Origin of the sequence: Mesorhizobium sp. M1273 (genome assembly GCF_040318195.1) — a bacterium.
In the GTDB taxonomy this organism is placed as follows: Bacteria; Pseudomonadota; Alphaproteobacteria; order Rhizobiales; family Rhizobiaceae; genus Mesorhizobium.
In genome coordinates this window covers 242,483-254,991 of the sequence record NZ_JAMYLV010000001.1, presented here as the reverse complement: position 1 = coordinate 254,991, position 12,509 = coordinate 242,483, and the positions used below count along the sequence as shown (strand labels likewise).

Sequence of the window (12,509 nt, the reverse complement as noted above, 5' to 3'; positions counted from 1 at the left end):
GCGGCGCGAGGCCGGGACGCCGCCTGTTCTCATCGAGCCTTTGCCGGAAGCACTATTGCTGCCAGCAAACTGACGACGATGCCCGCCGCCGCGAGCCGGAAGGCAACCTGGATGCCGTCGGCGACGGCAATTTTCAACGCATCGCCGGACAATTCGCCGATTTGGCTGTTCGCAATCGCAATCAGCACGGCCATGCCGATGGCGTTGCCGACATTGAGCGTCGTCGAAGCCATCCCCGAGGCGACGCCTTGCTGGTCATGGGCAACGCCGGAAGCGGCGGCAATCCACATTGCGGTCCAGACGATGCCTTGTCCGACGCCGGAGACGATCAGGCCGGGTACGAGGGCCAGATAGCTGCTGTCGGCAGTCGCGCCTGATACCATCAATGCTGTGCCGACCGCGCCGACGATCATGCCGCCGACCAGGGTGCTGCGCGTCGAAAACCGCGTTGCCAGACGCTCGCCGAGTTGCGTGCCGGTGGCGATGGCGACCGACGGCACGAGAAAGGCGAGGCCCGTCTGCAAGGCAGTGAAGCCGTGCACGTTCTGCAGCAGCACGGTGAGGAAGTAGGGCAGCGCGCCGAAAGTGCCCATGTAGAGGAAGGTTATCGTCATGCCGGCGACGAGGCTGCGGTTGTGGAACAGGCGCAGCGGCATCAGCGGGTCGGCGCTGTTGGCCTCGATCACGGTGAAGGCGATCAGGAAAAATGCCGCCAGTGCTGCGCTGACGATGATTGCGCCAGAGCCCCAGCCATATTCGGGCCCCTGAACCAGGGTGAAGACAAGCAGCGTCGCGCCTGCGGTGACGGTCAGCGCGCCCGGCAGATCGAAGCTGCGCTGCTCGTGCCGCTTGCGATCGCGCGGGATGATGGCGAAAGCCGCGATGATGGCGATCCCGGCCAACAGCACGTTGACGTAGAAGACCGACGGCCAGCCGAAGGCGCTGGTCAGAAACCCGCCGGCAAGCGAACCGAGCGTCAGGCCGCTGGCGCCCGCGCCGCCCCAGACGGCGAGCGCCCGGTTGCGTTCCGGTCCCTCGGCGAACAGGCGGTTGATCAGCGACAACGTCGCAGGAAACAGGAACGCGGCGCCGATGCCTTGCACGGCGCGGGCCGCGATGATGATTTCCGGCGACCAGGCGAGGCCGCCGACCAGAGATGAGAGCGCGTAGAGCCAGAGCGCGAAGATGAAGACGCGGCGCTGGCCGATCAGGTCGGCGGCCCGGCCGCCGAACAGCAGGAAGCCGCCGGTGAAGACGGTGTAGGCGCTGACCACCCACTGCAGGGTCTGGCCTGAAAATCCGAGGCCGGCGCCGATCTCCGGCAACGCCACGAAGACTATGTTGAGGTCGAGCGAGATGATGAGCTGCGCGAAGGCGAGCAGCGCCAGCGTTGCGCCATGTTTCGCCCTGCTTGCTCCCTGCGTTATCGCCCCGAGCGGCGCGCCTTGATCCAGTGAACTCATGCCGGTCTCCTTGTCGACAATTATTTAATGATCGACAAAGAATTGAGATTTGCAATCCGAAGTCAAGCGGATTATTTGTTGATCGACAAAAATTGGAGACCGCCGTGGCGGGAAGGCCAAGGGAGTTCGACCGCGACCAGGCGCTGGAGAAAGCCCGCGACGCTTTCTGGAGACGCGGCTACGAGGGCACCTCGATGGCCGATCTCGTATCGGCGCTTGGTCTCGCATCGGCGCGCATCTATGCCGCGTTCGGCTCGAAGGAGGATCTGTTTCGCGAAGCGGTGGCACTTTACGAGGCCAATGAGGGCGGCTTCGCCACACGCGCACTGCAGGAAGAACCAAATGTCCGGCGCGTCATCGAGCGCATGCTTCGCGACGCCGTCGAAATCTATACGCGGCCGGGGCAGCCGCAGGGCTGCATGGTGGTGACGGCCGCGACCAATTGCGCCGTCGAAAATGACGCCGTGCTGCAATGGCTGGCGGAGCATCGGCTGGCGCGTACCGCATCGATCGTCGAGCGGTTGAAGCAGGCGGTGCGCGATGGCGAATTGAAGCCGGACACCGATGCCGAGACGTTGGGGGATTATTACGCCACGCTGATGTACGGCCTTTCGGTGCAGGCACGCGACGGCGTGCCGAAAAAGCGGCTGCACGATCTTGTCACCGTCGCCATGCAGGCGCTGGACGCAAGCCTTTCGCAAACGTCCTGAGTTTCAGGGCCGTGATGCCTCACTTGCCGGCTTGTTCGGCGGCCCTTCTGGGATTGACCGCCGGCGTCGGCGGGTCGGGTATTTCGGTGGCGACAGGCTTTGGCGGTTGCGGCTCCGTCGCCGGCGCTTCGGGGCCGGCCTTGCTGAGCGCGACCGAGATGCCGAACACCTTCCATTGCCGTTCGACCGGCGCAAACAACAGCTCGAAATTGACCTGCATCGGCACCGAGGGAAAGAAACCGGCCATATGCAACATGCCGTTGGACTCGATCTGCGGCAGCAGCGTCAATTGCGGCTCCAGCACCGCGACGCCGCCGAGGTCGATGCCGTCATTGCGGTGGCTGGCGAAGATCTCGGCAAGCTTGGCCGCATTGTTGGTCTGGAAGCCCGGCGCGCCGAGATCGCGCAGCACCGTGTAATTCCCCGTCTTGTTGGCATGGTCGAGCGCCAGCAGCGAGCCGCGCACCAGGATCAGCACGCCGTTGCGGTCGATATTGGCCGGCTTCGGCGCCTGGGGCTTGGCCGATTTCTGGATTTTCGACGTTTGCGCCAGGGCAGGCTGGACAAGCTGCGGAACGGCTGCCGTCAGCACCAAGGCGGCCAGCAACATTCTGCCCGTCGGCCGCACCGATCCCGGCAAGATTGAGGTCATGCCCGCTGCATCAGTTGAGTGTCCACGATGCGCCGACGCTGACGCCGACATCGCCACGGTTGGTGGAGGCCGACACGGCGGCGTTGAGGCGGAAATCCAGGCTCGTGTTATAGCCAAGGCCGAGCGCCAGGCCCGACTGGCCCTTGAAATGGCCAAAGCCGCCGGCCAGCGACAATTTGCCGGGCCTGTCGTCGTAACGCAATCCCGCCGTCGCCAGCGCAAGCGCCGTTCCGGCGCGGGCTTCCGAGCGGTTTTCGCTGACCTGCTCGCCAAGGTTCTGCAACCCGCCCTCCAGCGCGCTGACGCGCCCATCGAGCAGGGCGATGTTAGCCTCGTTGATCGTGGTGCGACTGTCGAGGCTGAAAATCTGCGCGGTGTGCAGGTTGAGCGTGTTGGTATTGTTGGTGATACGCGCCTCGTGATCGGCAAGCTGGATCGTATGATCGCCGACCGTCGTGTTGAGCGCGTTGATCTGGTTGGTGTTGTTGACAATGCGCGTCTCGTGATCGGCAAGCTGCATCGTGTGGCTGCTTACCGTGGTGTTGAGCGAGGCGATCTGGGTGGTATGGGCTGCAACGTCGTCGGCCAGTCCTTCGAGTTCGTCGATGTTCACGGAAGCGGTCGCCAGATTGCCCGCGGCGTCGGACGTCACCAGATATTTCGGTCCGCTCTGGGCCTCCCTGCTGGCTGCGCTGTTGATGCCCGACAGAGTGTAGGTGGCGCTGCTGTTGCCGATAGCCACCTGATTGGCGCGTGTCGTGGTCACACCTTGGCCTACGGCGACTGAATCGGCAAAATTGGCCGTCGCACCGGTGCCGAGGGCGGTGGCATTCACCGCATTCGCCTTGGCCGAGGCGCCAAGAGCGGTAGCGTTGGCCTGGTTAGGGCCTCCCGCACCAGCCTGAGCACGGGCGCCGATAGCCGTCGTGCTTGCATTGTTATGGTTGATGGGACCCGAGATTCCCCCGGCCCACGCATCATCGCCAAGAGCGGTACTGAGGTCTCCATCAGAAACGGCTCTACCGCCGACCGCCGTCGAGGATCCGCCCGCAGCTTGGGCGATAGTTCCGCATGCCATACCAGTGGGCGAAGCCCCGGCGCCATCTGCGCCATAATTTATATCTTCACACACAAACGCAGCCGCCGGAGTCGGCGCGAGGGCCACCAGGCCGGCTGCCGCGGCTATCACCAAAGCTCCGGCCCCGCGAACCGGCACGCGGGACGACATCAGGATGCCGGCAGCCCCCAATGCAGCCGACCACTCAAAGCCTTCTACAACACGGCTCTTCATCGAATTATCCCCTTCTTTCCAGAACGGCGCCGGCCGATCGCAAAGCTCCCGATGAGATGGACCATGCATGAAGCCGGCAACGGCCGGACAGTCGGCAAATGCCTACACTTCGCGGCATTCCGCCCTGTTCTTGCAGCGTTTTCAGTCCTGGCTGTTGCAATCTTGCAACGTCGGGCCGGTTGACTGACCGAAATCACGAAAACGGCCGCGCGCTTCTCAGCAACGCCAGGAGCTGGCTCTGGCGAACGGTTCCGGTTTTCCGAAAAATTCGATCGAGATAAGTACGGGCCGATTTGACGGCGACGCCGATTTCGAGGGCGGCTTCCTGCACGGACCGGCCGGTGGCAAGCACAACCGCAAGCCGGGCTTCCGCCGGCGTCAAGTCGAACAGGCCCGAAAGGATATCGGGCGACGGCACCGTCGCGCTGATGCTGACGGCGGTTGCCGCGACAAGGATATCCGCGCCCGAAAAGATGTCATGTGCGGCACGGCGCAACGGCAAAAGGTGTACGATCAGCGCGGGCCGCCCCTCGACGGCTGGGACAGGGATGGACCGCACAACGCGATGGTCGGCGTTGTGCATGATGGCTTGCTGGAAAAGCGCGTTTGCAGATAGGTCCGCAAGCACCATGCCGCCGCCGGCCTGGGGCATGAAGACGTCCTTCATTTCTTCCAGCAGGCGGTTGGCCGTCAGCACGCGGCCCGATCCGCTCATGACTGCCGCTGGCAGCTCGATCTCGCTCAGAATGGACACGGCGGTCCTGGCCCGCTCCAGACCGAGCCGCCCGGCGACAAGGCCGGCCCGCGCCAGATGCGGACGCAGTCCGTTCAGCAGGTCGATCGCCGCTTGATCGTACTTGCCGTCCTTCAGCCAGCGCTGGAAAACGAACAGCACAAGCTCTCCGCTCGGCATGGGAATCGACGTGCAGACGGGCGATCCGACGCCGAAATCTCTTGCCCACGCATAGATCGGGTCCCGCTCGATCTCATCGCCGGTCATGAAGTCGTCGACCCGCACAAAGCTTGCCGGCTGGGTGCTGCACATGCGCTGCACGCTTTCGGAAAATTTCCAATCGGCCATGAAAGCGTCGATCAAGGGTTCGGCCCGCGCCTCGCCGATGGCGCGAAGCGGCGAATGATCGCTGATCATGAAGATCGCGCCGCTTGCCGAGCGCGAGACCGCGCTGGTCGCCTCCAAGGCATCCGGCCACAGCTCGGCTGCGAATGCGGCTTCGTAGATACGGTCGACGATGGCGAAGGCTTCTTCGTTTCGCGGCATTTCCAGCATCGGCACCCCCTGACGGCTGGCGAGGCAAGAACTGAGCGCGCATCTTGCCACGCAAGGTTGCATGGCGGAAGCTTTCAACCGCTGGCGCTTAGGGATCGCTTACGGCGTCGGGAAATAGCACCGCGCAGGCACCGCCAAAGCGGACGCCACGCGGTCAAGAGTCGCAGTTCAGGCCCTTTCGGCATGGTTTATTAATTGCTTGACCCGATTGTGAATTCGGGCCGGGTTGAAGCACGACCCCAAAAAGGCCATGCTTTACCTGTAAAGATCGAGTCTACGGCGATCCCGCTGACGCGGAGATGGCGTTTGGCTGAAAGGGATATGATGCGGCAAGGATATGCGCGCTGGCTGACGGGGCTGGCAATCGCGACGGGCATGGCGATCTCGGCTTTGCCGGCGCATGCCAAACAGACCGCCGAGCCGGTCAGGATCACATCCTTCTCGGGGGCCTATCTCGCCGCCAGGATTGCCGACGGCGACAACGACCTCGACAGCGCCATTTCCTATTACAAGCAGGCGCTTGCCTTCGATCCGAACGATACGGGACTGCAGCAGAGCCTGATGCTGTCGCTGATCGCGCAGGGGCGCTTCGACGAATCCCTGGTCTATGCCGACAAGCTCAAGGCGGTTCCCGATGTCGAGCGCTTCTCGCGCCTGGCGCTGGCCATCGATTCCTTCCACAAGAAGGATTTCTCCAAGGCCGAATACTGGCTCAAGCTGTCGCTCGAATCCGATCTCGACCGGCTGATCTCCGGCGTCATGACCGGCTGGGCCAAGCAGGGTGCGGGTGACGCCGGCGAGGCCATGGCTTCCATCGACAAGCTGCAAGGCCCCGACTGGTTCAGCCTGTTCAAGTCCTTCCACCGTGCCTTGATTGCCGACGCCTCCGGCCTGCCCGACAGGGCGGATGCGCTCTACACCGCCACCGTGCAGGACACGGCCGCCGGCGGTGCGGCCCCCGAAACATGGATGCGCAACGCGCAGGCCTACGCCTCTTTCCTCGCCCGCAAAGGCGACAAGGCCAAGGCGCTGTCGGTGCTCGACAAGGCCGAGGCGTTTGCCCCCGGCAAGGTCGAGATTGCGGCCCTTCGCGACAAGATCAACAAGGGCGAGAAGATCGAGCCCTTCGTTGCCGGTCCGTCGGACGGCGCCTCGGAAATCCTGCTCGATCTCGCCACCGCGCTCAACCGCGGCGGCGGCGAGCCGTTCGTGCGGCTTTATCTGCAATATGCCCTGGCGCTGCGGCCCGACAACGACGCGGCGCTCGTTCAGCTTGCCGCCGTTGCCGAGCAGTTGAAAGACGGCGAGGGCGCCATCGCGCTCTATCGCCGCATTCCCGCTGGCTCGCCGCTGAAGGAGCTTTCGGACCTGCAGCTTGGCCTCAACCTTGCCGATCTCGACCGCAACGACGAGGCGATCACTCACCTCAAGGCCATCGTCGATGCGCATCCAGACGACATGCGCGCCTATCTGGCGCTCGGCGGCGTCTATTCCTCGAAGGAGGATTTCCGCTCCGCCGCCAATCTTTACGACAAGGCAGTCGAGGTGCTGAAGACGCCGACCGCCGCCAACTGGAACATCTTCTACCAGCGCGGCATCGCCTATGAGCGGCTGAAGGAATGGCCGAAGGCCGAGCCGAATTTCCGGAAGGCGCTGGAGCTCTACCCCGACCAGCCGCAGGTTCTGAACTATCTCGGCTATTCCTGGGTCGACAAGAACATGAACCTCAAGGAAGGCCTCGCGATGATCCAGAAGGCCGTCGACCTGAGGCCGAGCGACGGCTACATCGTCGATTCGCTGGGCTGGGCCTATTACCGCCTTGGCCAGTTCGACGATGCAGTGCGCGAAATGGAACGCGCCGTTTCGTTGAAGCCGGAGGATCCGGTGCTCAACGATCACCTCGGCGACGCTTACTGGCGCGTCGGCCGCAAGCTGGAAGCCACCTTCCAGTGGAATCAGGCGCGCGACCTGAAGCCGGACCCGGATGTGCTTGCCGCCTTGCAGCAAAAGCTGATGAAAGGCCTGCCGCCGATCGAATCCAACACGGCGCAGGAAACCCCGAACGTAAAGCCCTTGCCGGCGCCCGCCCCTAAGGGGTGACCCTTCTTTCCTTCTCCCCTTGTGGGAGAAGGTGGATCGGCGCGCAGCGCCGAGACGGTTGAGGGGTGTCGGACGGATTGCCGTCGGTGCCAAGCTGGAACACCCCTCATCCGACCGAGCTTCGCTCGGCCACCTTCTCCCACAAGGGGAGAAGGGAACACCTTCAAAGGCCTGACCCCTCTGCCTTGACGCTTGCTGGCCAGGCATCTAGGACGTGCCGGCATCCCGCCTTTCCCGCCGAGGCCGCCGTGACCATTCCTGCCCACATGCACCCCAGCCGCTCGTTCCAGGGGCTGATCCTGACGTTGCATAATTACTGGGCGGACTATGGCTGCGTCGTCCTCCAGCCTTACGACATGGAAGTCGGCGCCGGCACATTCCATCCGGCAACGACATTGCGCGCGCTCGGCCCAAAACGCTGGAACGCGGCCTATGTCCAGCCCTCGCGCCGCCCCAAGGACGGCCGCTATGGCGAGAACCCGAACCGGCTGCAGCACTATTACCAATACCAGGTGATCCTGAAGCCCAATCCGCCCAATCTGCAGGAGCTCTATCTCGGCTCGCTGGCCGCGATCGGCATCGATCCGCTGCTGCATGACATCCGCTTCGTCGAGGACGACTGGGAAAGCCCGACGCTGGGCGCCTGGGGGCTCGGCTGGGAGTGCTGGTGCGACGGCATGGAGGTGTCGCAGTTCACCTATTTCCAGCAGGTCTGCGGCATCGAATGCGCACCGGTGGCGGGCGAGCTCACTTACGGGCTGGAACGGCTGGCCATGTATGTGCAGGGCGTCGACAATGTCTACGACCTCAACTTCAACGGCCGCGAAGGCGCCGACAAGGTGACCTATGGCGACGTCTTCCTGCAGGCCGAGCAGGAATATTCGCGCCATAATTTCGAATTTGCCAACACCGCAATGCTGCTCAGGCATTTCGAGGACGCCGAAGCCGAGTGCAAGGCGCTGCTACAAGCCGGCGCGCCTGTCTCCCCCCTTGAGGGGGAGATGCCCGCGAAGCGGGCAGGGAGGGTCGCCTCGGAAGGCACTGCAGGTCAGGCGTCGAGCACTGCGCGGGCGACCCCTCCCGGCCAGACTTTGTCTGGTCCCCTCAAGGGGGAGGGATACCACCGCATGGTCTTCCCAGCCTACGACCAGTGCATCAAGGCCAGCCACGTCTTCAATCTGCTCGACGCACGCGGCGTGATTTCGGTCACCGAGCGCCAGAGTTATATTTTGCGGGTGCGCAATCTGGCCAAAGCCTGCGGCGAGGCGTTTCTGCTGACGCAGGCGGGCGGGCTGGCGGCCTAGCTCAAGGCGAATTCGGCAGGAGTGCTGATTGGCAACGTGCCTTGGCCGCTTGCACCGGCTATTGTCCGCAGCGCTTGCCTGACGCCGGGCATCGAGAACGTGCCGTGCACCTGCGCTGTAAAACAGGCGCTGAGCGCGAGGATCTGCAGGAATGTCGATGCCGTTCTCATGGTCGGTCAGCCAATAGCTCTCTGCCTGAGCGTTGGTCGCTTCAGCGCTGCGTTCGGTTCAGGGAAATCTTTGATCCAAGGACGGGCGGACCGGCGCGTGTCCGACAGGCGGCTGAATTTTTTCGGAAATCGCCGTTAGATGTCCCGATCGAGCGGGGAAGGGTGACAGCGGCCAGCCGAGTTGCTATGCCCCCGCTTACCTCCCCCTCGATGGGGGAGGTCGCCGCGAAGCGGCGGCTATTTTTGTCCATGAGTTCCTTCGATGCCCGACCTGCTTTTAGAACTCCGTTCGGAAGAGATTCCCGCCCGCATGCAGCGCAAGGCTGCCGGCGATCTCAGGAAGCTTTTGACCGACGGGCTGGTCGAGGCCGGGCTGACCTATGAGGCGGCGCGCGAATATTGGACGCCGCGCCGGTTGACGCTCGACATTCGCGGCCTGACCGCCCGCTCGAAGGACATCAGCGAGGAGATCAAGGGGCCCTCGACCAAGGCGCCCGAGCCGGCGGTGCAGGGTTTTCTGCGCAAGGCCGGCCTTGCCTCGATTGCCGAGGCGCATGTTCATTCCGATCCGAAGAAGGGCGACTTCTACGTCGCCCATATTTCCAGGCCGGGCAGGCCGGCGGAGCAGATCATAGCCGAGCTGGTGCCGGGCATCATCCGCAACTTTCCCTGGCCGAAATCGATGCGCTGGGGGCCGGCTTCGGCCAAGCCCGGCTCGCTGCGCTGGGTGCGGCCGCTGCAATCGATCCTGTGCACCTTCGGCCCCGAAACCGAGGAGCCGGTGGTCGTCGATTTCGAGATCGACGGCATCCGCTCAGGCAATGTCACTTACGGCCACCGTTTTCATGCACCGGTCGCCATCACGGTGCGACGCTTCGACGATTATGTCGCCAAGCTGGAGGCGGCCAAGGTCGTGCTCGATGCCGACAGGCGCAAGGAGATTATTCTTGCCGATGCCAGGAACCTCGCCTTCGCCAGCGGGCTCGACCTCGTCGAGGACGAGGGGCTGCTGGAGGAAGTGTCGGGCCTGGTCGAATGGCCTGTCGTGCTGATGGGCGAATTCGAGCAGGATTTTCTCGCCATTCCGGCCGAGGTAATCCGGCTCACCATCCGCGCCAACCAGAAGTGTTTTGTGACGACGCGCCAAATCTCCCCCCTCGAGGGGGAGATGTCGCCGAAGGCGACAGAGGGGGTCGCCTCGCGTGGATCGGCGGCATCCCCTGTCCGCGATAGGGAGTCGCGTCAGGTCGTGCCGACCCCCTCTGGCCTGCCGGCCATCTCCCCCTCAAGGGGGGAGATCAGCCAATCGCCGCTCTCCAACCGCTTCATCCTGACCGCCAATATCGAGGCCAAGGATGGCGGCAAGGAGATCGCCCATGGCAATGGCAAGGTGGTGCGCGCGCGCCTGTCCGACGCGCTCTATTTCTGGAAGACCGACCAGGGCGACCTGCCGGATCTCGACCAGCTGCAGGCATCGGCGGAAAAGTTCGGGCTTGATCTAGAAAAACCGCTCGACCAGCGCATGGCCCGCCTCGACCACCTCAATGTAACGTTTCATGCCAAGCTCGGCACGCAAGGCGAGCGGGTGGAGCGGATCAAGCGATTGGCTGAGGAATTGGCGCCGCTCGTGGCGCAGTCGATCTCCCCCCTTGAGGGGGAGATGGCCGGCAGGCCAGAGGGGGTCGCCTCGCGTGAAGCGCCGGCATCCTCTGTTCGCGATAGGGCGTCGCGTCAGGACGTGCCGACCCCCTCTGTCGCCTTCGGCGACATCTCCCCCTCGAGGGGGGAGATTACCGCGCTGGCGCGTCGCGCCGCCGTGCTCGCCAAGGCCGACCTCACCACCGAGGTGGTCGGCGAGTTCCCGGAACTGCAAGGCGCCATGGGCCGCAAATACGCGCTGCTGCAGGGCGAGCAGCCCTCCGTCGCCGCCGCGATCGAGGAGCACTACAAGCCGCAGGGACCGTCCGATCGCGTGCCAACCGATCCGGTTTCGGTGGCCGTGGCGCTTGCCGACAAGCTCGACACGCTGGTCGGGTTTTGGGCTATTGATGAAAAGCCGACCGGATCGAAGGACCCCTATGCGCTGCGTCGTGCAGCACTGGGAGTGATCAGAATCTTGGTCGAGAATGAGGTCCGATTGGAGATTGCTATGCAGTTTATCCGTTCAGGGCGTCATCTAATGGCGCAACTGCTTCAAAAGGAGGCCGGCAAAGCCGAGGCTCGGCTTGCACCCATGCGAGCAATGGAAGAACTGTCCGGAAAAGGCTTGTTGAGCCAACTGACCAGCCTATCCGAACGCGCCTCTCAACTGATGTTTAGCGACGCCGATGTACCGCCTCAGGATTGGGAGATTGATCGCGCCCGCGACCTCCTGTCTTTCTTCCACGATCGCCTAAAGGTCTATCTCCGCGATCAGGGCGCGCGGCATGATCTGATCGACGCGGTTCTGGCGGCAGGTTCGCGCCCGATCTCCCCCCTAGAGGGGGAGATGTCGGCGAAGCCGACAGAGGGGGGCGCTGTCCCGCCGGCCTCTCATTCTGTCGCGCCCCCCTCTGCCCTACCGGGCATCTCCCCCTCAAGGGGGGAGATTGGCCAGAACGACGACCTCCTGCAAATCGTCCGCCGCGTCGAAGCGCTTGGCTCCTTCCTCGACAGCGAGGACGGCAGGAACCTGCTTGCCGGCACCAAGCGCGCTGCCAACATCGTGGCTGCCGAAGAGAAGAAGGCGACGGCGATCGCAAGCAGCGTTTCGCCGGCGCTGTTCCGGGAGGACGCGGAGAAAGCCTTGTACGCCGCGGTCAATCAGGCCGAGAGGCAAGCCGGCGAAGCAATTCAAAACGAAGACTTTTCCGCCGCCATGCTGGCGCTTAGCGTGTTGCGCGAGCCGGTTGATTCATTCTTTGAGAAAGTCCTGGTAAACGATGAGGACCAGGCCGTGCGTGCCAATCGCCTGGCATTGCTCGTCCGCATCCGCGCGGCGACCGACCGGGTCGCGGATTTCTCCAAGATAGCCGGCTGACGTCCGGGAAAAATCATCGCTTGTGGCGCTATTTCGGCTGGTCGGGAGCTGCTAGCGGCGCAGGCTGCTGCGCAGCTGGTTCAGGGGTTTTGCTGGCGACCTTTGGGTCGGCCTTGCTGTCCGCGGCGGGCGCGGCAGCGGTGGCCGGCGCGGCCTTGGGCGCGGGCGTTGCAAAGGCATCGCCGACGATACCGCCGCGAATGATCATCGGACTTCCGTCGAAGCCATGACTCGGCTGGCTCGGGATTGCCGCGACCTTTTCATCGGCGACGTTTTCATTGACGTCAGGCAACTTCTCGCCGAGCGCGACGATCGACGGTGTTTTCGCCCGTTCGAGCGCGCCGGCACTTACAACCGAAGGCGTCGCCGTCGTTTGCCCGAGAAAAACGAGCGATGAGGCCTGTGCCGTGCCGGCCATAAACGCCAGACCAAGCGCTCCAACGATACGCATCGAAAGCATGATAATTCCCCTTGCCCAACAAGACGGCACCGTAGCCGAGGGCAGTTGATGC

The 12,509-nt window shown here is 63.7% G+C and carries 9 protein-coding genes and 2 pseudogenes; 5 read left to right on the top strand and 6 right to left on the bottom strand.

What is annotated here, in order from left to right:
• Positions 1-29 precede the first annotated feature (29 nt).
• On the bottom strand, positions 30-1,463 hold the full coding sequence (locus tag NKH30_RS01170) for an MFS transporter (RefSeq protein ID WP_352470688.1): 1,434 nt from the start codon (positions 1,461-1,463) through the stop codon (positions 30-32).
• 104 nt (positions 1,464-1,567) lie between these two features.
• Here NKH30_RS01170 and NKH30_RS01165 point away from each other — a divergent pair, with 104 nt between their 5' ends.
• On the top strand, positions 1,568-2,173 hold the full coding sequence (locus NKH30_RS01165) for a TetR/AcrR family transcriptional regulator (protein ID WP_352470687.1): 606 nt from the start codon (positions 1,568-1,570) through the stop codon (positions 2,171-2,173).
• A gap of 19 nt (positions 2,174-2,192) precedes the next feature.
• On the opposite strand, the gene NKH30_RS01160 is transcribed toward NKH30_RS01165, so the two are convergent.
• From NKH30_RS01160 to NKH30_RS01150, 3 genes are all read right to left on the bottom strand, one after another.
• Positions 2,193-2,825 carry a hypothetical protein gene (locus NKH30_RS01160; protein ID WP_352470686.1) on the bottom strand — a complete coding sequence of 211 codons (633 nt, stop codon included), beginning with the start codon at positions 2,823-2,825 and terminating at the stop codon, positions 2,193-2,195.
• A gap of 10 nt (positions 2,826-2,835) precedes the next feature.
• Positions 2,836-3,903 (bottom strand): YadA-like family protein, encoded by a 1,068-nt coding sequence (locus tag NKH30_RS01155; protein WP_352994058.1) that lies wholly within the window; start codon positions 3,901-3,903, stop codon positions 2,836-2,838.
• A 406-nt stretch (positions 3,904-4,309) separates the two neighbouring features.
• Positions 4,310-5,395 carry a helix-turn-helix transcriptional regulator gene (locus NKH30_RS01150; protein ID WP_352993867.1) on the bottom strand — a complete coding sequence of 362 codons (1,086 nt, stop codon included), beginning with the start codon at positions 5,393-5,395 and terminating at the stop codon, positions 4,310-4,312.
• 333 nt (positions 5,396-5,728) lie between these two features.
• On the opposite strand from NKH30_RS01150, the gene NKH30_RS01145 reads away from it, so the two are divergent.
• The 3 genes and pseudogenes from NKH30_RS01145 to NKH30_RS01135 form a co-directional block, all read left to right on the top strand.
• Positions 5,729-7,504, top strand: coding sequence for a tetratricopeptide repeat protein (locus tag NKH30_RS01145; protein WP_352994056.1), 1,776 nt, complete (start codon positions 5,729-5,731; stop codon positions 7,502-7,504).
• A 266-nt stretch (positions 7,505-7,770) separates the two neighbouring features.
• Positions 7,771-8,484 (top strand): annotated as a pseudogene (locus NKH30_RS01140) (glycine--tRNA ligase subunit alpha); the annotation flags it as partial.
• 141 nt (positions 8,485-8,625) lie between these two features.
• Positions 8,626-8,808: pseudogene (locus NKH30_RS01135) on the top strand (glycine--tRNA ligase subunit alpha); the annotation flags it as partial.
• Here NKH30_RS01135 and NKH30_RS01130 read toward each other — a convergent pair.
• Positions 8,805-8,978 (bottom strand): hypothetical protein, encoded by a 174-nt coding sequence (locus tag NKH30_RS01130; protein WP_352681131.1) that lies wholly within the window; start codon positions 8,976-8,978, stop codon positions 8,805-8,807. The pseudogene NKH30_RS01135 and the gene NKH30_RS01130 sit on opposite strands and share 4 nt — an antisense overlap.
• 262 nt (positions 8,979-9,240) lie before the next feature.
• Here NKH30_RS01130 and NKH30_RS01125 point away from each other — a divergent pair, with 262 nt between their 5' ends.
• Positions 9,241-11,997 (top strand): glycine--tRNA ligase subunit beta, encoded by a 2,757-nt coding sequence (locus tag NKH30_RS01125; RefSeq protein ID WP_352993864.1) that lies wholly within the window; start codon positions 9,241-9,243, stop codon positions 11,995-11,997.
• Between the two features lie 28 nt (positions 11,998-12,025).
• On the opposite strand, the gene NKH30_RS01120 is transcribed toward NKH30_RS01125, so the two are convergent.
• Positions 12,026-12,457 (bottom strand): hypothetical protein, encoded by a 432-nt coding sequence (locus NKH30_RS01120; protein ID WP_352681134.1) that lies wholly within the window; start codon positions 12,455-12,457, stop codon positions 12,026-12,028.
• Positions 12,458-12,509 lie beyond the last annotated feature (52 nt).

Bases quoted from the DNA above. Each gene is read 5' to 3' on its own strand.
- NKH30_RS01170 (WP_352470688.1), bottom strand. From the start codon at position 1,463: ATGAGTTCACTGGATCAAGGCGCGCCGCTCGGGGCGATAACGCAGGGA.
- NKH30_RS01150 (WP_352993867.1), bottom strand. From the start codon at position 5,395: ATGCCGCGAAACGAAGAAGCCTTCGCCATCGTCGACCGTATCTACGAA.
- NKH30_RS01155 (WP_352994058.1), bottom strand. From the start codon at position 3,903: ATGGCATGCGGAACTATCGCCCAAGCTGCGGGCGGATCCTCGACGGCG.
- NKH30_RS01145 (WP_352994056.1), top strand. From the start codon at position 5,729: ATGCGGCAAGGATATGCGCGCTGGCTGACGGGGCTGGCAATCGCGACG.
- NKH30_RS01120 (WP_352681134.1), bottom strand. From the start codon at position 12,457: ATGCTTTCGATGCGTATCGTTGGAGCGCTTGGTCTGGCGTTTATGGCC.
- NKH30_RS01160 (WP_352470686.1), bottom strand. From the start codon at position 2,825: ATGACCTCAATCTTGCCGGGATCGGTGCGGCCGACGGGCAGAATGTTG.
- NKH30_RS01130 (WP_352681131.1), bottom strand. From the start codon at position 8,978: ATGAGAACGGCATCGACATTCCTGCAGATCCTCGCGCTCAGCGCCTGT.
- NKH30_RS01125 (WP_352993864.1), top strand. From the start codon at position 9,241: ATGCCCGACCTGCTTTTAGAACTCCGTTCGGAAGAGATTCCCGCCCGC.